Here is a 21,007-nt window from a genome sequence, read left to right on the forward strand (position 1 = left end):
TTTCTCTCAAACCTAACCCCCAGCCCCTTCCCTACAAGGGAAGGGGAGCAAGAATTAAAGCCTCTCTCTGCTTCGGGGAGAGGTTTGGAGAGGGGTTTCAAGAATAAGTTGCACATCGCGTTACTAACGATAGATGCAGTAAACCTTTGATTTACTGTTTCACGAGCAACCACAGGTGAAACAAATATACATAATAAAGCCGTCAGACAAGCCACAATTCCATACCAGAATTTCTGGCGTCGTTTCCACAGAAGTTTCTTAACTATTGGTGTCACTTTTAATTCCCCATTCTCAAAATTAAAAAGGCGTATAGATGATAGAGAAATACAAACCGTTTTCTTGCCATGTTTCCTTGCTCTGAGAATCAACTGATATCAGAGGAATACCCCAATCTAAACGCGCAGTGAAATTATTACCCTGTCGCCACAGCAACCCCATACCTGTACTGACTAAAGTGTTAGTCTTGGGATTTGAGCCGTCATTATTCCAGCCTGTACCTACATCTACAAAAGGCGCGAGTTGCAAGACTCCTTGAGGAACTCGAAGAATCGGTAAGCGAATTTCCGCAGTTGCTTGCACACCATTATCTGTTAACAATTGATCCTGACGGTATCCACGCACACTTGTTTGTCCACCGATGCCAAATTGTTCCAGTCCCAACAATTGTCTATCTGCTATTTGCATATCAGCTTGCAGCAGCATTAAGGTATCAGGTGCTAACTGGCGCAACCATTGTGCTTGTCCACGCCAACTAAAAAAACGGCTATCAGGTTCATTGTTATTGATTGTGGCGTCTAAGATACCCAAGCCAAAACTAAATTGCGATCGCGCTGCTATTACTTGTTGACTACTGCGTTGACTCCATTCTTGAAAAAATCGGATAGCAGAAACCCTTGTGTTTCCTTCGTCATCAGCACCAACCGCTAGAGGAAACGGCCCGATGTCGTCCAAACCTAAAAATGTTTGACTTCTCTGGTGGCTGGCGGTAATTCCTAGTGTGAATTCTTGGCTGGGAGTTTGGACAATGGGTTGACGAAAGGTTAATTCGTAGTAACTGGATTTGGAAGTAATATCCAAGTAGTTAAAAGGGCGTTCAATAACATTACTCTTAGTATTGCCATAGCTCAAAATCAGCTTACCGTTGCGCGGATTGACTGGTAGACTATAGCTCACATCAAAGCCGTTACTACCATCAGTGTTGGTATAACCGATATTTAAACCGTCTCCTAGCCCTAGTAAATTGGCTTCGTTGACATTGATTCGCCGCCGAAAACTTCCCACACTGGGACTGCGTTGGTTATCTAGTACTAGTTGAGTGCTAAAAGAATCAGCTTCAGTAACTTTAACTTCTAAAATATTAGTACCGGGACGTATGCCGGCTTGTAAATCTGTAGATAAGCTTTTAATTAGAGGATCGAGTTGTAATAGTTGCAGTCCTGCGAGTAGGCGATCGCGGGATAATGGTTTACCAGCAGCAATGGCCAAGCGATCGCGTATATAGTTGGGGTTGAGGCGGCGCGTACCTGTGACATTGATCTTTTCTAAACTTCCTTCTACCACCTGCATCACCACTACCCCTGCTTTCACAGTTTGGGGTGGAATAATCACTCCAGAGGTGACATAGCCTTTATCTACATATAATTTCGTTAATTCTGAACGTATTTTGAGTAAATCATTAAAAGTAATTGGGCGTTTGAGATAACCAGCAGTCAGATTCGCCAATTCTTGGGTGCTAAAAACGGTGTTACCCACAAACTCAAACCGTTCTACTATCAATGTTTCAGCCAAAGTCTGAGGATTAATATCTGGTTGAGTTGGTGACTGCGGTGTAGTAGGTAGTAGTTGTTCTGGAGGCGGTAATGCTGGTAGAGGTTGTGGTTCCGGTAGTGGTTGTATTGAAGGCGGTTTCACCTCAATGGGAACTTCTTGAGCCGCCAACCGTTGTGGATGAAAGCCGAGAATTAACCCTATTATCAGGAGTAATATACAGCGCTTTGCAGTCTGGGCAAGGTTTTGAGGTTGGTTTGTTACCTTAACTAAATAGTATAGAGATAGATGGGGCGATCGCCTGCCCAGCAAAGGGTTCATTCTCTGACATTCCCTTGAACAGCACCACAGACTTTAGTAGATAATCCCGACTGTAGCAAGGTAGCGGTTGTTGGTTGAGTAGTCAAAACAATATCTCCATTGGCACTGCGTACCATACCTACTGCTTCTACTAAGGGAGCGGAAGTATTTGATGATAATTGCCTTAAATTCATCTCTTTTACAGTCATATTTCCAGGATTATTACTATAATTAACAGTATTATTTACTACCCATTCAGGTAAAATAGCCCCAGGCCTGAGGGTATCATCAGGACTGGGCGGTAGTCCGCCACGTCCAGTAATCACAAATTCACTTTGCCCCTTAGCGACGCTACTGTTGCTACCACAGCCTTGGGAAATTAATCTAGAGGGGTCTACTAGATTTGTCGGCAGTGCGACAAGTCCCTGACTAGGGTCAATACTGAGAGTCTTAAGCGATACTTCTCCATTTTGACCCACATCGGAGCTGGCGCTGATCTCGCTGATGCTATTTTTGTCAAGCTTCCTCAGTTGTTCTGAACTCAACTTTTCTCGGTTTTGAAATCCTAGAATGCGGTTGGCATTAATCTCAATCCTGCCACCCTTACCGCCAAAGGCATTGGCAATAATATCGCTATCTTCTGATGGCACTGCTATAACAAATCCATCCTTGGCATCAATCGTGATCCTACCCCCATTACCTGGATTAGTTGTCGAACCTGCGGTAGCAGAAATTTTGCTTTGGCGACGGAGTAGCAAATTCTGTGTTTTAATGGCAATGTTGCCACCATCTCCTTGACCTTGATTCTGAGATTCTATTATTCCTCCGTCAGCAGTCAAGAAGTTAGTGTCAATATTAATATTTCCACCTTTGCCTGTTGCTGTGCTTCTGACACTACTAGAAATCCGACCCTTTCGTTCCAGAAACATTGAGTTGAGAGCATTAATTGTGATATTGCCAGCATTACCTGTGCCTAGATTGCTCACAGAGATGCGTGCATCATCTGTGATAGAAAGAGTACGACTATTCAGTTTAATATTTCCACTATTACCATCCGCTTTCTCTCTAACAACGCTGATAATTCGTCCTTGATTACTTAAGTCAATCTGTTGTGCATTGACTTCGATATCGCCTGCATTACCATTCCCATAGGTATCTGCCGACAAGCGAGCGCCATCATTGATTATTAGCTTACCTGTTTTCAGGGTAATGTTTCCTTTGCCACGATCTTCAGGTAATTTACCCCCTGCCTTAATCTCAGTGAAAATACCAGTCTGATTAGTTGCTGTATCCCCTAGTGTCGAATTGCCCTGAAGCAAGACGGTATCCTTTGCCTTAATGTCAATATAGCCGACTTGGTTTCCTGCGCTACCCAGACTGGAGCTAATCTGAGCGCCATTAGTCAGAGATAAGTTACTTGTGGTGATGTCAATATAGCCATAATTTCCATTACTAGATATCTTACTGTTGTTGAGAATGGATATTTGGTCACTAGCATCAATACTGATATATCCTGCATACCCTAAACCATTATCATTAGTAGTATTGATTTCAGAGTTCTGATTTAGAGACAAACTGTTTGTATTAATTATAATAATGCCCAAGTCTCCTTGACTAGATATCTTACTATCGTTGAGGACGGATATTTGTTTACTAGCATTAATTGTGATATCTCCTGCATACCCTGAACTATTATCAGTATTTATTTCAGAAGAATGATCCAGATACAAACTGTCTGTCTTAATATTGATATTGCCAAAATTTCCATTACTAGATATCTTACTATCGTTGAGGACGGATATTTGTTTACTAGCATTAATTGTGATATATCCTGAAGAGCCTGAAGATTCTGAACTATTGTCAGTATTTATTTCAGAAGCATGTTCCAGATACAAACTGTCTGCATTAATATCAATATAGCCAAAATTTCCCTCACTTTTTATCTTGCTGCCGTTGAGAAGAGATATTTGACCAGGAGCATTAATTACGATAGATCCTGAATACCCTGAATCATTATTTGTTGTATCATAAAAGCTAGATAACAGATCGCCAGAAATCAATATATTCTGATTTGCCAACAGTCTAATATTACCTGCTGTGTTGTTTTGTCCAAAAAAATCAGTATTAGTAGTATCAATTGCCCCGTTAGTTGTAATATCATACCGCGAATCAAGGGTGACATCACCATAAGTAAGGATTTCTCCTGTTGTAATATTACCCAGCAATTTATTGGGATTATACTGATTAGTTATAAGTATCTGTCCACTGTTAGATTCATAGCCTGAAAGATTATAAATACTACCTTGGATGGTAATATTTGCATTTGTTGGTTCGTTAGTTATATTAAGATTTTGCCCATTGAATTCAATCGGCAGATTGGGTGTAAATTCTGGAGTTCCAATATAATTGGAATTTACCCCTGCTCTGATATCGAGTGTTGGTGTAGCGCTACCATCAATATCTAGTGTTTTTCCATCCGACAGCGTGACGGTTTCTTCAATAGAATTGCTTGTGCTGTCTACACCAGTGATTGTAACGTCACCCGAAATATTGACACTCCCACCCGCCAGGATGTGCAAAGATGCGCCTTCATAACTATCAAAACTCACATCCCCACTAGCGCGAATTACCGGATCATAAGGACTAAACAGATTACCTAAATTGCCATTCAACTGTTCGATTCTAAAATTACCCCCAGCCCAGTAATGTGCATCGCCGCCAATGGTATTTTCAGACTGCAACACCATATTGCCACCAGAGAAAAAGCCACTATTGGGGTTATTTAAGGCAAAAATATCTACCTTCTGATTACCCTGCGCCAGCAAATTCCCACCCGCAACCGCAATGAAGGGATTACTTGAACTATCTCTTACTGTTAAAGTATCCTGCGCCTGTAAGATTAAATCACCACCAGCCTGGAGTGTTCCCTGTAAATCCAGATTTCCTGCACTCAGCGTCAAATCCTTTCCTGTTACCAAATTTCCTTGATTAGTAATACTTACCGTTTGCTGTAAACCATATTGCACACCCACAGGTACACTCATTGTTAACAGTGGCGGCGCTTGGGGATTACTAGCACTAAATTCACTACCATCAGAAAACTGAAAACTGTTGGCTGTGGTAGCCAGGAATGAACCCTGAATATCTAGCTGGGCATTTGGCCCAAAAATAATGCCATTGGGATTGAGCAAAAATAGATTAGCTGCACCATTTACGCCCAAAGTGCCCAAAATATTAGAGGTGTTACTGCCAGTAACTCGACTAAAAATATTACCAATGCCCATAGGGTTGGCAAAATATAGCCGTTGCCCATTGTTGACATTAAATTCTGCAAAACTGTGGAATAGACTGCTTCCCCGTTGGGCACCACCTTCAATTAAGTCAGCGCCATGTTCTTTAACGTTGACACCAGTCGTAACACGGGAGCTTTCATTTCCCAACGTAGTGTCAGGTATAATTTGTGCTATGCAAGCATTGCTAGCCAATATCGATACTACAGCTATTGGGATTACAGTTCCTAACAAAAGGAACAATCCAGCCTGGGACTGAGTAAAGTTCCTGCTGTTATTCACGGTGGATTTAAGGTTATTTTACTTAAAGACTAAGCATAAGTTGTTACCAATTAAAAGCGATACACTATACTTTGTCAAGAATTTACATACTGATTTTTTAGATTAATGTATAGTTTTTGGCATTTATCACGTTAGAGGCGATCCTGAACTAGCACTAGACAAGCGTTGATTAACAGAGATAAACCTATTAACAGAAATAGTTTGACGGATTTTGCTATGCCTCTACTCATTCTCTAAAAAGTTGGTTATTTTTACTATGTAACTGAAATTAGGGTCAATTTAAATACATTTTGTTATAAAGATTGTGAATTGCAGAATGGACATCAAACTGAAATTTCTTACGTAAGATACTTAAATTATTGCAACTTCTACTTTGAATAAATGGTAAATTTTTTTAGGCTAAATTTAAATCCCAAGCAAGCAGCAGTAGGAGTTACGGTATCTGAAAGCGCAGACTTAGCGAAGGCGCTAGAGCAATTAGGGCTAAGTAATTCCCGTCCCGTTTTAGTGATTGTAGGGGGCGCTAGTCAGATTAGCGAAGCCGACTTTTTGCGTATTCAAAGCCTATTTGTGGAAGTCTTAGCCCCAATAGCCCAAAGCTTAGGGGCTTATGTAGTAGATGGTGGTACTGATGCGGGAGTGATGCGATTGATAGGTAATGCCCGTAGCCAAATCAATGGCAAGTTTCCGCTAATTGGTGTAGCGCCCACGGCAAAAGTAATTCTACCCGATCAAACCCATATCCTGAGTGATGATGCCACAGCTTTGGAGCCGCATCATACTCATTTTGTGCTAATTCCTGGCAGTAATTGGGGTGACGAATCTCCCTGGATAGTAAAGGTAGCAACTGTTTTAGCTAGTGGCGCACCCTCCCTTACAGTCCTAATTAATGGTGGCGAGATTAGCTTTATTGATGTCTTAAATAGCGTCATTGCTGAACGGTTAGTGATGGTGATTGCTGGTAGTGGGAGAACAGCAGATAAACTTGCTTCTGCTTTGCATGGAGATGCCACTGATGAACGCGCTAAAGAATTAGCAGCATCTGGACATCTACAAACAATTGACTTAGAAGCAGCACCAGAAGAGTTAATTAATACAATTACGAACTTATTAAGCTGAAATAATTTAATTTTTAGTGTTTTTACTGACGTGTAAAGCAGGTTGATTGCATTAATGTTGTTATTTGAGGGTTGGCAATATATGCAACTATATATGCAATCTTCAAAAACTTTTCGTAGAAATTCAACTCAACAAAAGTAAAAAATGGATTCTAACAACCAACCACAAAAAAAGAAACCATTGATTGATCGAGAAAGGCTACCATTCACTTCTACAAATAATGGCTCGTGGTATGTCAACGTTTGGAGAAATGATAAAACAAAGTTCGTCGATTTCTACTATGACGGAAAGATAAAAGACCAAAGTGGTGTGAATGACGCAGAAGTTGCACAAGCTAAAAATTTCTGGTTTTCTGGACAATAAACCAAAAAAAGGCAATAACAGCTTCAAATGAGCAAATTTGCGAGAGAATTTGTACCATCATACCGTTCTCTTCCTTTGTTTTGTATTGTCTATTTAGGGCTTGCAGTTTGCCACAGATATAAAACAAAGATCAACTTAATGACATTTTCAAAATTATCAATTTTTAGGAAGAAACATGACACAGCAAGAAAAAGATATCTATGTTGGTGCAGTTATTGAACTTAATGGAAATCGAGTTAATTTAATTCCTAGCACTCCTATTAATCAAATAAAAAAGCAAGGTTTAAAGCTAGCACTAGACAAACCTATAGAACTTGGAAAGTTTGGTGATGCTATTAACTCAATATGTAAAGATTTAGGTATAGAAGAAAAGCCAACGGATACGTTAGCAAAAATTGATACTCCCCTGTTAAAAACAGTACTTGATAAAGTTGCTGATGCTGACATGAGAATCGAGGCATTGCAATACGAACAGCCTCCAACAGAAGACAAAGTAGGACAAAAAATTCCAGAAGCTCAACAAGCTCCAACAAAATATGTATTTGTGGCTTCAGTAAACTGGAAGAATGATAATACCGGAGATGGAAAAGGTAAAAAAGATGAAAAAAATGAAAAAAATGATTTTTTCAAACTCAAAGGTTTAATCTTTGGTATTTCTAGCGGCTTTACTAAGAGTGAAACAGGTGAAAATCCAGAAGTGCAAAAGGCTTTTCTATCTGCCTTACAAGCCATGACTCCCGTTGCCGCTCTACCAGCAGCTACTAAAGATTCGAATCCTGAAAAACCACCTGTACCAGAACCTTAGGAAAAGGCTAAGTAAGAAGTAAGAAATCCTCAAATCCTGTGTTTTCTCATAAAGCTCTTATCTTTTTTTCAAAGTAAGAGCTTTTTATTTTGCTTCATCAGCCAGACTAAAAATAACTTGTGGACTACTTTCCACCATTGCCAAACTAAAATTAGAAGCATTAAGTTCTTTCAGTAAAAGCTGCTGAGAAAGTTCTGCAATATTGAGAATGTTGCAAACTCGATTTTTCCAAGATTTTTCATTCAAAAAAACTTCCTTTCCTGCTTCATGGCGAATAGCTTTCACCAAATTTTCCTGGGAACGTCCCAATCCAAAATGTAAAATTTCTGCTCCCAGGCTGAGGTTAACTGAGCGCACCTCACCCTCAAACAAGTACATTAAAACTGTATCTGATAAATTATCTTTTCTTAATACATTTAACTGCTGTTGTCGATTTTTACCAAAACCTTTGACGTTGAGAGCAGGAAATTCTGAAACGACAGCAGAACGCAGTAAAAAACCTGTGACTACTCGTTGAAATACTTGGCCAAAAGCCTTTTCTTTATTGGCTATATACCGTTGTTTTTCAGCTTGAGTAGATGTACTTTTTTCCCCTAATGCTAATGCCCCATGACTTAAACATTCTAACCATGTATTATCCACCCAGAAAAATCGAATTGACTCTTGAGGAAGTATCAAGGGATCTGGAACAAGATAATTAAAGGGAAGGTTTTTCAGTAGAGCGATTTCCGCAAACCATGCTTTGACCTTTTCTGGAACTAAATCCATTTTGGTCTGAGAATCGGTGAAATTATCAAATAACACAGCTAAATGCTGGGAGATGGAATTCTGTTGACTTTTAGCTTGCTGTCGTTTCCAATTATAGAGATTTATAGAGAAAGTTTTATCTTGCAAAGCTAATAATTTACCCAGTTGATAAGCCGCAGCATAGGAAACATCAAACATATCTATTTCAGTCAAATATCGCAGTAAGCGATCTGCTGTTTGAGCAGGAAAAATTGTGGAGGGTAAAGTGATAGAGTTGGGGCCAGGAAGTAAAGGGCCACGATACCAAGAAATAGTATTTTCACTGTTGCGGAGGTGGTGGTGAAGGGGAACATATCCCTGAGAAAGATATTTTTCAGCATCCTCGTTTACCACTTTTTGGGGTAGTCGTAGGGTATTTCCCTGTTTATCACTGGTTAAATTAGTCAACGATTGTTTAAATCTATGGGAAGATTCAGATGAATAACCCTGACATTGAAACTCCCATGTTTTCAGAGAGATAAAATAGGGAGAAGGATGGGAAGACTGGGATTGAAAATAGTTTTCTAAAGAGATAAGATGAACAATATTACGACCGGGTTTAGGTAGTCGGTTACCAATTACAACTGCGAGTTCAGTTTCTTCTACTTCCGAACCACGAATTTGCTTGACGTGGCGAACATGAGCCAGTAATTTTAGTTCATTAGCAGTGGGAATGATACTAAGTAGAAGATAATCTGGAATTTTAATAATTGTGATTTGCTCATTTTGTTCTTGTGGTTCAGCAGGAAAGCGATCGCTAAACTTCAATCTCGAATCGCTACGTGCAGCCGTTAAATCTAATTTTTCGGTATTTTCTAGCTTATCCTCTTCGTGAAATAAAAGTAAAGCCAACCAAGGGACGGTGCGATCGCTCTCAGCATTACGCTCCCAAGGTAGTGTACTCCGATTTAACACAATATGTGGTAAAGACGTATCATAATCACCAGTAGTACTTTCAGGGGGAAACACTGAATGAACACTTTGCAAGGGTAATGTAAAGCGTTCACTAGCAATATAAAACTTTTTACTTTGTTCGTAAGTTTCCTTAATCTGATTATTGATTTCCAGAACTTGGGAAATTTTCAGATTATATTCACCAGCAGACAAAGCTGGAAGGTGGTTTTCAATAAATTGAACAGTGGAAGTTTCTTGAGTCATGATATGAAAAATATGTGAGCTATTAAATTAATAAAAATACACTATATACGAGACACTAAAATTGGATTATCAAACAAATCTTCAGCAAAAGATTCACTAATACTTGTCTCCGGTTTTTGACCCTGAAATCCTAGACTATTGAGTAAATTTTGACGACGTTGGTGATTCGCTTTATTATTTAATGCTTCTGTAAGTTTTGCAATAGTATTTTCACATATCATTTCATTTGCAGAGTTATTTTTTGCACCATTCTCAGCTTGAGAAATAAGAGTTGAACTCCAATTATAGTCACTTCCAGGAAAAGATTTTTCCGACAATAGCTTTTCTACCTCAATTTCTTGACTCTTACTTGGTTCAACTGATTTCTCAGGACGGATTTCAAAACCTGAAAGAGCCTTTTTTACCAACTTTTCTTCATCTTGTCCTGGTGGTAAATAAGAAATTGAACCATTATTGGGTTTCCAAACAGCAGCAGGAACATTTTTATAAATTGCTTGATATTTAAAATCTTGGTTGACAGGTTTTTTATCTCTAATAATCGTAATTTTAAAAGTTGCCTTAAACTCTTTTGCTCTTACTCCCATTGGACGAATACCAATCTCTGTATTCCGATGTGAAATATCAGATATGAAATTTTCTTGAATATCTGCAATTTCTACCCCTGATGATGGAATTGCTGATTGAGCTACAAGCACCAATTCTTTAGCATTAACGATCCAAGTTTCTTTTTCTTCTTGCTTTATCTTATTAATCAGACCATCAGAAATAGAAATACTACAAACTTCTGATTTTGCAGGCAGTACAGATTTCTGGAATTCATTCCAATCTAAGCATTTCGGTCTAGGAGCATTACCATCACCAAATGCAATACTAACGCTGATTCCAGCTATTTTAAATTCGGCGCGTCCAGCAAATGGTGGACCCCAAATTGACAAACTAGCTCCCACATTTACGGAAATTGTTGTTTTAGTTAACAAAAGGTTAATTTCAGCAGAGGCTCTGATTTCCACTGAAATATCTGCCATGTAAAAAAATGGTTGCCATGCCACCAAAAAATTAGCTTCGATCTTAAAACAAGCCTGTACATTATCTTTTCGATAAGAAGCTTCTAACTCTCCACCTACCATCAAGGCTGAAGGAGTTAGGGCAAAGTAAGTAGAGCCTTTGATAGAAAGATAATCATTCAGTTGCCAACTTAATTGGACACGAGGAACACGAGGATAATGATCGGGAATTTTAAATTCAGGGTGATATCCGCCTAGACTGAGAACAAAATCACCTTCATGCTCTCCTGAAAACCAAGTATAGAAAGCAAAGCCGCCACTGAGATAACATTTTTTAGAAAAAATATAAGAACCTTCAGTTAATACTGCTTCAATTTTGAGAATGCCATCGTCAGGAATAAAAACAGCTTTCAGTGCTAAACGTGCTTCTGCTACAGGTTCAATATCATCACTAATAGCTGGTGGTGCAGTAAGTGTTGCTAGTCCGAGAATATGAATTTCTAGTTTTTTACCAAGTTTGACTATCAGTAAGACAAAAGCATCAACGATCTTGAAAGAGGTAAATTTCACCCCAACAGCGAAGAACATTTCATCACGGGCTGGGGGAATATAAGGGCCAAGGTCATTCATAACACTCAGCAGGTCAATTTCCCCGCCTTTTTCACCAGATTTAGGAGGTGGTTCACCCATCGCTAACCGCACTAGGGGAAAGTTGGCAACATCTTCTACCTTTTCAGGGACTTTAAGGGAACGATTGTAACCAAAACCTGCTGCTAAACCTGTAACAAAAAAGGCAGGGGGGCCTCCAAGGGGATAATCAAGTAATGCAAAGATGAATAATGAGGCTTGACCATCTATTTCTGTATATGAACCAATAGCGGTAAGAGTGATTTTTTTGTCTTTGATTTTAGTACCAATAATAGCTGCACCGCTATATTCTTCATAGAATAATGGATTCCCCTGATTATCGGTTTTTTGTTGTCCTTTGTCGTCTAATTGAGGGCGCACTTTGCGGAGGAAAGCACCACCAATTTGTACAGCATCACTACCCCGATAATGAATAGCAATACCATCAAGACGAAATTTAGGTTTAAATTCGCTCAAGGATGAGCCTACACCCAAATTATTGCAAGCAAAAGTTAGCCCTCCAATTGAAAGACTGGCATTGAGAAAAAACCATAGTTCTGACTCTTTTGGGCGGTATTGGATACCAATTTTTTGAAAGCTGATTGGCCCAAGTACTTTATTCAGTTCCAACCAGAGTTCAATTTGTTCTGAATCAAAATTTGTAGATAGGCTGGTGGATTTCTTAGCTGTTGTTTTGGGAGATGGAGGAGTAGGAATTTTTTCTTTTTCAGATAGTTCTTGTGGAGATTGAGAAGTTGTTTTTTTCTTGGGGCGGCTGAGAGGTAAGAACAAAAACTCACTATCTTTACCAATTTGCAGTTCAGCAAATAAGTTTAATCCTGAAGGTAGGATAACTTCATCATCTGCTGATGAACGATCCAGGTTAATTTTAATATCTTCAGCAAAAGGCTCAATAGATTTCTGATCAATATCTTGGGAGGCATAGAGGATTTGAAAACTTTTCAGTTTAAAATCTATCTCTTGAGGAATCTTGTCGCCGAGGAGGGGAAGTTCACGAAGGTTAATATCAAAACCAAGCCGAGTAGAAAAGATGAGGTTAGATTTATCTTTGGGTGGTTCTAGCTTATTTGAGGTGGGCTTAGTTGAGGCATCAGAACTATCATGTTTTTGGTAAGCGATAAGCACCTGTTCTAGTTTGACAGGAATATCCCTTGGTAGCTCATCGGCAAGACTAGGAATAAGTTCACTTAAAACTTCACTAATATTAAAGGCTGTGCCATTGACATTTTTGTAACTCGCTTTAAATCCTTTGGGAAGTTCAGAAAACTCAAATCTGTGAGAACCAATTACCAAAAAAATTTTGTTGTTTGAGTCGAACATCAATAAAAGTGGTGTTTGCTCCCCCTTTAAGTCTATTTCGGCTACAGCACCCAGAATAATACTTTTATCGTTACTGGTCATTTAATTTTAGATTTAGGATTGATGCCAGGAAGCAATCAGGATAATTGTTAAATTAAGAAATTCTCTTGAAGGATCATGGAAATGACTATTAAAAGTCACTTCCATGATTCAAAAATGTGATTAAAACAGGATCTAGATTTTTTCGCTATCTGCAAGTAGCGCACGACTAGCGTGTCCTGCTAGAGCATCACGCCAACCTTTATTGACCAAAATGATATATCCTTTTGGTGCATACTCTTGAATACGTGCGCCCAGGTCTTCAACAGGGCTAACTTTGCTTTCTTCTAGGGATGCGGAAAATTAGGAGTTTCAATATTCCAACCATGCGTTTATCTTTTGTTTTACTTTCGAGTAGTGATTAATCCACTCTGGTACTTCCTTCACTCCCAGGACTTCTTTCTTTGCCACTACTTTCTTCAACTCTAATTGTTGCTCTGTTGGTAACGTGCCTTTATCACCAGCGAGATGTGTTACCTTTCCTTTTCCTTCCTCGTCCCATCCATACGTGCTAGTGAAAAACAATATCAGGTAATTTTCCGTATCTGGTAGATCGGTCACTTTCCACGGGAATTGCGTTGCCCCCGAATAGGTCAGGTTCGCCTCTAGGAAGAGGATTGTCCTTCTTTCCCACACAAATTCTTTACTATCTATATATTGCTTTATTGCATAATTCCCAGCATCCTTCATGTTCTTTTCTGTCAGAATTACTTCCCTTTCCACCACCTCTATCTTTTCACCATAACTCAGCTTCGCTTCGTTCAGGATCTTAGTCTTCACTATGTTTAACGGACCACCATTAAGATATCCTTCTTTCTTATGGGTGATTATAGTTACCTCTACCTCTGTGGTTGGCTCGCTCCCTTCCGCTTCCACTCTCCGAATTATTTCGCTTACTCTTTTGTTTTCACTTTGCGGCTTCTTTGCCTTTCCTTCTCGTTCGTACACTTTTTCTATCTCCTTCTTTTTCTCTTTGTTTCTTTTTTCTACTTTTCTCTTAGAGTTTCATAATGAAGAACAAAGCAATATAGGGGGGTAAAATATCAAATGATTGTCCATTGCCTCGCTCGTCTGTTTCAAAGCTATGTTGATGTTCACCCCCATGCTCAGTATATTTATCCTCATATTTCCAACTCCAGAGCTCATCATCTTTATCATGATCTTGTTGACTTAGCACTGCTGTGTTGTATTTATGATTGTGCCTTCCGCTCTCGTTTGTTATTCCACTGTGTTTGTGGGAAGGCATATTATCGATGGTAAGAATGACAGATGAACTTCCACCTGTAAATCCTTTTTGGTTATTTCCTGCTCCAATCACAAAACGATCTCTGAGGTCAGGAGTACCATTATTACCATCACAAATTGCCCACCCTTTAGGGACGTTATTGGACTCGCCATACCACATCACAATCATGCCTTTTACCGCAGCACCCTGTCCGACCAAAGATTCTGCAACAACAGTTTTAGATGATATTTCTCCTCCTATTTTTAAATTTTGCGTTGCAGATATACTTCCTTTAACATCCAATTCTGTATTAGGATCTGGAATTTTTCCAATTCCTATTTTTTTATTCCGTTCAATCAAATGAGTTTTATAAAGATTGAGAATCTGATAACCATCTGCATATCCGGGAATGTCCTTGTAGTAAACACGAATTTGCCCCTGACCAGATGGTAGTGAAGATTTGACATTAGATAACACAAAAATCAAATCCTCATTGCTAGGAAAAGAATAATCTGACTCTAAAACTACAGGTGTTTCTGTCTTATGAGAAGAATCATCCGTATCTATTGATGATTTTTTCCATCCTTGTGCAGCAGCTAAGTTACCCACTACACCATCGTTAGTCTTAGTTTCAAAAAGAAACTGAGATGGATTTTCTTTCTCATTTTTTTTCTCATAGATAACAAAGTTACCATTTATCTGAAGCTCTAAGTACACTTGAGAACCTTTCGGGCTTTTTTGTGTTTGAGTAGACCAGATGGGTTCACCCTTTTGATAAAGTACGAGATTACCAATAGGATGAAATTTTAACGTATCTGCTCGACGTTCAAATTGATACGTATCACTTGCCCAAAGAGGTCTATTATTGCTGTTGTAGAGAACGAGATTGCCATCTTCTTGAAAACACAAGCTATAGCCAGTGCTATTTTTCCATACTGTTCCTGGATAAGCTACTTGGGTTTGCGTGCTGTCTGTTCTAAACTGAATAACATCTTCTTCTAAGTTTTTTGGCAGTTCTAATTCCTTTGTACTTTTAACGACAGTGGATTTTATATCCTGTTCTGAGCCAAGCTGTCTGTAAATATTTCTAAAGGTAAATCGTGGCTCTTCAGTGTTTTTATCAATTATTGAAGAATCTACATTCCAACACCAACATTTATTAGTAGATTCCTTAATTTCTCGTTTTTTAATAGTTATATTAAAATTAGCGGCTTCATCTTTTTTAGCCACTGCCCAAGGTTCTGGTTTACCTTCCGCTTGAGCATCAATTTCAATCATCAATTCAGATTTGGGAGACAAAGCGATTGGCTCACTACTAATGTTAGTAATTTGCAGTTCAATATCATCTGCTTTTTCCCCATTATTTAAAATAGTGTTTTGGTTGGCGAAACAAATTGCTAGGGGAGCTTTGCGTTGACCACGATGACCAAGAATGGTTAAGTTGAGAACTTTAGTTCCAGCAATGGGAATTGTGTCGTTTTGGGGATGAAATTGGTTGTAGTTAATGATGACATTTGTACCCCGTGAACCACCAGCACTGTTAGCGGCAAAGCCCCGTAAAGTTAAAGTAGTTTTATCTGAGTCTACTAGTTTCAGAGGTCTACCACATTTCAAGAAATATAAGGAAACTTCTTTATTATTATGAAACAAAGGACGGCTCATCAACCATTCTTCTTTACTGGCTTCGCTCAAGTCTATTTGTACTAGAGATGCTGCGGAAAGCGTGCCAGGACGAAATCTAATTTCTATATGGAAGTTATCCTTAGAAACAATTACTTCGTTTTCTGCTAAAGTATTTTCCTGGGCATTGGTAGTTGTGGTCTTCTGTTGGGTTTTTGTATCTTGATTTTTAGATTCTACTTTAGAACCTTGATTATAAGGCTCTAATACCAGTTCAATACCAGATTTATTGCGGATCTCAAAATTTAAAGCGATGCTGGAGGGATTTTCTTCGTCAATGTAAATCAGGTCTACATCGTTGCGTTCGTAAAAATCGTAAAAGCGAAAATCCAAACTTTCTTGCCAATTATACTCAGACATAAAATTTCCTCTTTCAGATAATTTAATAATTAATGAGATGATATAGGGTTAAGTTTCAGCCAACCCTCATAGATTTCTTGAGGTAAAAATGTTGCCTCAACTGTGGTAGGACGAACTTTCTCGGCAAGAGTATTTAACAAAATATCAATTTTACTTTGAATCTGACGATATGGTTCCTTTAACTGTTTAATAGTTCGTTTTTGTTGAGGTACTATCCAATGTTTTATAGCATCATTATCTGTTTTTAACCAGCCAACTTCTTTTTGACATAGGTATTCCCAAAGTTCCTCCCCTGAAATGTTTTGTATAATACTATTAAAATGTTGAATAAAAGAATCACGCTGAATTTGACCAATCTCAAAAGTTTCTAGCCATTGCTTTGATTCTTCTTGTTCTAACCAAGACCAACTATAGTCTGTTACATCGGCTACAGGAATGCTGATTTTATTTCCAGAAAGAATGGGAGCAACTAAAAAAGTGATGGCAAGATTGTTTAATGTATTAACATAATGCTCGGTAGGCATGGATATAGATTTGTTGGGTAAAATTTTGGATCTGGCTTGAAGGCTACCACGAGGATCAATCAAAGCAGTGAAAAATAATGGCTCTGATTGTATTGCTTGATACCAAGCTTTTTGTTGTTGAATAATTTTTGAGTTTTGTTTGTTCTTATCAGAAGATGAACTAATAGGAATGTAGACTTTTGGACTGAGGACTATTTCTTCCTGATCATGGATTTCTTGCCAGTATCCTACTAAACCATCGCTGAGTCGTTGGCTATTACCTAAGAAGATAGGAAACTGAACATTGGTAAAATTATTGGTTTCTCGTTGAAACAGTTCCCTGGAGCTATTCTGAAACCTTTGTATGTCCCGTTTAAAAATTGCCCAATCTTGGTTAATGGATGGTGAACCCTGAATTTGTAAATTGAGAGATATTCTCGTAACTGCAATTGGTTGACCCATGATCAAGGCTAAGGAAGAATTACTATTGCTAGTAGCTGGATTAATTTGCTCACAGGCTTGAATAAGCGATCGCACAAAATCTTCTAAAAACTCATCGTCACTGTTATTGAGATAACTCACTACTCGTTTGAGGTGTGGGTTAGGAATCTGATCAACGGATGAGACTGCAAATTTACTAGCAGGAGCAGGCCGCCACCGTTGTGAACCTGCTTTGTGTATTTCTAGTTCACCGAGAGATTTCCCCTCTGTGTTGTAGATTTCTAAAGTATTATCAAGGCGATCGGGTAAGAGCCAACCGCAAATCGGATTGAGGTTTGGATGTGATCCTGCTTCTTCTTGTGTATGTTTGTGATTTCCTGAAAGCCAGCGCAAGTGAATTCGAGCAGGTTGAACCAGACGAGGTGGTAAATTAACGGCGTTGTCTTTGTTGGCTTTAAGATAGTCTGGTGTTAAGGTTTTTTCCCAGTTTAAATCGCGAACACGACCAAAGGTATCTACTAACCGCAAACGTAAAATCTTTAGTGATCCTGAGCGAATAGGATTGAAGAAGTTCAGGGGTTGGGGGGCGCTGGTAATACTATTTTGGACGGCAGCGCGGACTAAATTAACAAAGGGTTGATCCTTTTCAAAACCTATGGGATCGTCAATTATAAGCTGGAGAGTTTGTTTGCGACCGAGTAAGGCTTGATTAAAACCATTCAGACATTGAGAGAGACATTGGAGATGATTAAAATTTTCGTAGATGTCGAGTAATTGCAAGAAAAACTGCTTTTGTGTGTTCTCGATAGATAAATCGGTGGTAATCGAGTTTTTCAATCTGTCTAAATTTTGTTTTAGGCAACCAGGGTTAAGTGCGATCGCCTGTTCCTTGCAAAATTTTTGAAAGCAATTTGTCTGCATAAAAAATGCTTCAATTTGTTGTTTGTGTTGGTCGGCGGCATAATCGCTCAAAAAACTACGACCAGTGTAAACATCTTTTTGTCCTTCTCGACCGGATGTTAAATAATAGTCTTGCAATTGGAAGTCAATATCATTTTTATCGGCTTCGTAATACTGTTCTAGGAAATTATTTAAATAGTTATTCTGATCTCGGATACCAGTAACTTGAACTTCCCATTCTAATAAAAAGGGTTGCCAAGGTTGCGATCGCCACACGCGAATAAACTGATTTGTCAGATGAGGTTGCTTTTTGATCCTTTCCCGCAATTGTGATACTAAATTTTCATTGAATAAGGCTTTCCCTATTTTGTTATCTTCTAGCTCTAGGATAAAGCAGTTGAGAAAATTTTCAGAAGTAGTCTCTTTGGACTCAGTATTTTTCTTTGCTTCTGACTTAAAAACCACCATCACAACTGGTTCATTAGGCTGCCAGTAGCGAGGGGCAGGAAAAGGTTTTAGCTGATATTGTGGCGATTTTGCGTCTGATTTTTGCTCTGCGGTTACTTTTAGACGTTGATTTAATTGATATAAGTAATTATTTAAATTGTTAGAACAAAGGTCAAGGCTAGTTTTAATATTTTCATATTCATCTTGTTTGCTTTGTAAGAATTCAACTTCTGAATTGATAAAATATCTTACTAATTCAGGACGCGGATACTTTTTTAGCTCGTCTAAAAGAGGATAAAGACAAATCAAATATTTATACCAATCAGCAAAAATTTGTTGTCGTTGTGATTCCAGTTTATATTGTATAATGTTGCAATTTTCTTGCAGCTGATTGAGGTCTTTTAACTTATCTCCTATCTCTTCGGGCAGTTCTAATAGAATTTTTTCTGAATTTTTACTTTCTAATAAATCGTCCTGTTGGCTATCAATCTTTTCGATTGTCCAAACAATACCTGATGAATGGGCAATAAATTCTTTTTCGTGACGGGCTTCTTGCAACCTGTGGTTTAAGTCATCTTGCTCTTGTTGCAAAGATTTGAGCAATTGGATTGCCTCTAATTGATTTTCAATATCACTCTTAGAGAGATTCTCATTATTCTCAGCAATTTGGTGGGCAATATAGGTAGAAACTGCTTCTGTACCACTATTTGCCAAAATCACACTGTCAAGTTCAGGTTGATTTTCCTTAGTGGGTGGGTCATTTTCGGGTTGAAATTCCAGACACCCGTAATAGATTGTTTGCAAGTTAGTTGGAATTTCTGCTACATTTTTATCTATTTCCCAATTAATTCTATCTTGAATAAATTCCTTGAGCGATAGTTTAGTTTCTGGGGAATACTCTGATATTAATATTTTAATATAGTCAAATTTTATCTCACTATGCCAACCAATAACCTCATAACTGAGGTGAGAATTGAGGTTACCAGGTGCATTGTCATGACAGCCAAAGACACTGTAACAATTGGGGTAAAATGCAGCGAAGGCTGGTTCACCATAGCCAATTGCTGTTAAAGATTCGCCCCAGTATTCATGATTTGCTGTATCTTGCAACCAATCGGCTAGTGAAAGTTTTCGTCCAAGATATCTAAATGGTTGATATTGTCCTTGTTGGGGATTAGTAGGGTAGGGAATACAAATACTTTTAGGAGTATTTTCTATCTTCTCAGTGTCAGAAATTACAGGACAGAGATAATCACTTTCTACAATCCATTGTGCTTCAATAGTTGTTCCTCGCCGACGAATTACCAACCAGCGGTTGGGGACTGTGGGGAAACTCAAGCCTTCTTTTTTATGTTCCCCTGTTCTCAAGGCTTTAGGTATTTGCCAATGTAAGTGAATACCCGGTGATAATAATAAGTTTCTATTTTGAAAAGGTTGGGAGACAATGTTTTCACTAATGTAGGGAGTTCCTGAAAGAATATCCAACCCACTAGCATTAGGTTTTTTTTCCCGTAGTCCGGGAGTAGAATTGTGATTGCGATCGCAATAGGGAAGGTTGCGAAAGTTGGCCATTGGCTCTACAGAAAGATAACCATTTTTCCCGTCTATGTATAACGATTCAATAGAAATGGGAACAATCAATAAACAACTTGACATCTAGACATTTCCTTTTAGAGACTATTTATAAAGTAAATTTTTAGACAATATTGCTGATCGATACATAATATTTGGCTTTAACCTCTTACAAGTGAAATTCCGATGTTTTCGTTTAGCATCAGTTGAATTTGCTTCTATGTACTTAATGCAACAATGATAAAAATAGTTTTGATATTGCTGTCATCGCCGCAAAAAAAAGCAATCCGATATCTGCGGTACAGCTAGGGTTGCTATCCCAGAGCGAATTGTATCCAAACAGGTGGACAAAGACTTATGAGTTTAATCTCTTGCTTTTTAATTTAATAATGTATGCCTATAAATTGACAAAGATAATACTCAGTAGGAACATGGTTTTTAAGCTGTTGAGAACAGTCAACTATCAATCTATATAGCCTAAATAAACTATATCCTAAGATAGGTGTATGTCAACTATTATTGCTCCCGGTTGTTGCATTTTTTGAGGAGTTAGGAAAATAAGCCGTAAAACCTTTGAGCTAATGGAAGGGGAATGTAAAAGCTGACGCTCAAAAGAAAAAGAAACCCGATCATCGTCCTAAAATAATTATTGAAGACCAAGTTTTAATGGTTCTTCAATATTGAAGCGGAGCCGGAGATGCTCCGCCTCCGAAAAATACCGCACTTATTATCACACTTTTCAAGTGTGGGCGGAATTTCTCAAAGAACCCAGTATTTCTGAAGAAACTATCAAAACTATATCTACTGATTTTTCTGTCAATACTTTTGGTGGTGCTGCATCACATTCATGGAAATTTACACCTAATTCCAACTCTTCTAGCTACTTTCTAGAAAATTACAGCGATTAAGCAAAAAGCGATCGCTTTTCACTAGAGAAGCGATCGCACTCAAATACCTAA

At 38.5% G+C, this 21,007-nt stretch carries 12 protein-coding genes; 4 read left to right on the forward strand and 8 right to left on the reverse strand.

Annotation, left to right across the window (positions count from 1 at the left end; genetic code table 11):
- The 3 genes from VB740_RS04455 to VB740_RS04465 all read right to left on the reverse strand — a co-directional run.
- Window positions 1–275, reverse strand: a 275-nt coding sequence (locus tag VB740_RS04455; RefSeq protein WP_323198859.1) for a hypothetical protein, incomplete at its 3' end; no start/stop codon positions are given.
- A 22-nt stretch (window positions 276–297) separates the two neighbouring features.
- Window positions 298–2,088 (reverse strand): ShlB/FhaC/HecB family hemolysin secretion/activation protein, encoded by a 1,791-nt coding sequence (locus VB740_RS04460; protein WP_323198860.1) that lies wholly within the window; start codon window positions 2,086–2,088, stop codon window positions 298–300.
- Window positions 2,085–5,639: a filamentous hemagglutinin N-terminal domain-containing protein gene (locus tag VB740_RS04465; RefSeq protein WP_323198861.1), complete on the reverse strand. Its 3,555-nt coding sequence runs from the start codon at window positions 5,637–5,639 to the stop codon at window positions 2,085–2,087. The genes VB740_RS04460 and VB740_RS04465 overlap by 4 nt, the downstream gene beginning before the upstream one ends.
- Window positions 5,640–6,020: 381 nt before the next feature.
- On the opposite strand from VB740_RS04465, the gene VB740_RS04470 reads away from it, so the two are divergent.
- From VB740_RS04470 to VB740_RS04480, 3 genes are all read left to right on the forward strand, one after another.
- Complete coding sequence (locus VB740_RS04470; RefSeq protein WP_323198862.1) at window positions 6,021–6,758, forward strand: hypothetical protein; 738 nt, start codon at window positions 6,021–6,023, stop codon at window positions 6,756–6,758.
- Between the two features lie 144 nt (window positions 6,759–6,902).
- Window positions 6,903–7,121, forward strand: coding sequence for a hypothetical protein (locus tag VB740_RS04475; protein ID WP_323198863.1), 219 nt, complete (start codon window positions 6,903–6,905; stop codon window positions 7,119–7,121).
- 175 nt (window positions 7,122–7,296) lie between these two features.
- Window positions 7,297–7,926, forward strand: coding sequence for a hypothetical protein (locus VB740_RS04480; RefSeq protein ID WP_323198864.1), 630 nt, complete (start codon window positions 7,297–7,299; stop codon window positions 7,924–7,926).
- Window positions 7,927–8,010: 84 nt separating this feature from the next.
- On the opposite strand, the gene VB740_RS04485 is transcribed toward VB740_RS04480, so the two are convergent.
- The 5 genes from VB740_RS04485 to VB740_RS04505 form a co-directional block, all read right to left on the reverse strand.
- Window positions 8,011–9,870: a hypothetical protein gene (locus tag VB740_RS04485; protein ID WP_323198865.1), complete on the reverse strand. Its 1,860-nt coding sequence runs from the start codon at window positions 9,868–9,870 to the stop codon at window positions 8,011–8,013.
- A gap of 41 nt (window positions 9,871–9,911) precedes the next feature.
- The gene (locus VB740_RS04490) at window positions 9,912–12,923 is read right to left on the reverse strand and encodes a DUF6603 domain-containing protein (RefSeq protein ID WP_323198866.1); all 3,012 of its coding nucleotides are present in this window, start codon (window positions 12,921–12,923) and stop codon (window positions 9,912–9,914) included.
- Window positions 12,924–13,232: 309 nt separating this feature from the next.
- Complete coding sequence (locus VB740_RS04495; protein ID WP_323198867.1) at window positions 13,233–13,868, reverse strand: hypothetical protein; 636 nt, start codon at window positions 13,866–13,868, stop codon at window positions 13,233–13,235.
- Window positions 13,869–13,917: 49 nt separating this feature from the next.
- Entirely contained in the window at window positions 13,918–16,185 is a 2,268-nt protein-coding gene (locus VB740_RS04500; RefSeq protein ID WP_323198868.1) for a hypothetical protein, read from the reverse strand.
- 29 nt (window positions 16,186–16,214) lie between these two features.
- Window positions 16,215–20,132: a hypothetical protein gene (locus VB740_RS04505; protein ID WP_323198869.1), complete on the reverse strand. Its 3,918-nt coding sequence runs from the start codon at window positions 20,130–20,132 to the stop codon at window positions 16,215–16,217.
- A 596-nt stretch (window positions 20,133–20,728) separates the two neighbouring features.
- On the opposite strand from VB740_RS04505, the gene VB740_RS04515 reads away from it, so the two are divergent.
- Window positions 20,729–20,956 (forward strand): hypothetical protein, encoded by a 228-nt coding sequence (locus VB740_RS04515; RefSeq protein ID WP_323198870.1) that lies wholly within the window; start codon window positions 20,729–20,731, stop codon window positions 20,954–20,956.
- The last annotated feature ends 51 nt before the right edge of the window (window positions 20,957–21,007 follow it).

The organism is Nostoc sp. UHCC 0251, from assembly GCF_034932245.1.
Taxonomy (GTDB): domain Bacteria; phylum Cyanobacteriota; class Cyanobacteriia; order Cyanobacteriales; family Nostocaceae; genus Nostoc.

Excerpts from the sequence above, each read along its gene's own strand:
- VB740_RS04485 (WP_323198865.1), bottom strand. The coding sequence starts at position 9,870 with ATGACTCAAGAAACTTCCACTGTTCAATTTATTGAAAACCACCTTCCA.
- VB740_RS04490 (WP_323198866.1), bottom strand. The coding sequence starts at position 12,923 with ATGACCAGTAACGATAAAAGTATTATTCTGGGTGCTGTAGCCGAAATA.
- VB740_RS04460 (WP_323198860.1), bottom strand. The coding sequence starts at position 2,088 with ATGAACCCTTTGCTGGGCAGGCGATCGCCCCATCTATCTCTATACTAT.
- VB740_RS04480 (WP_323198864.1), top strand. The coding sequence starts at position 7,297 with ATGACACAGCAAGAAAAAGATATCTATGTTGGTGCAGTTATTGAACTT.
- VB740_RS04470 (WP_323198862.1), top strand. The coding sequence starts at position 6,021 with ATGGTAAATTTTTTTAGGCTAAATTTAAATCCCAAGCAAGCAGCAGTA.
- VB740_RS04505 (WP_323198869.1), bottom strand. The coding sequence starts at position 20,132 with ATGTCAAGTTGTTTATTGATTGTTCCCATTTCTATTGAATCGTTATAC.
- VB740_RS04500 (WP_323198868.1), bottom strand. The coding sequence starts at position 16,185 with ATGTCTGAGTATAATTGGCAAGAAAGTTTGGATTTTCGCTTTTACGAT.
- VB740_RS04475 (WP_323198863.1), top strand. The coding sequence starts at position 6,903 with ATGGATTCTAACAACCAACCACAAAAAAAGAAACCATTGATTGATCGA.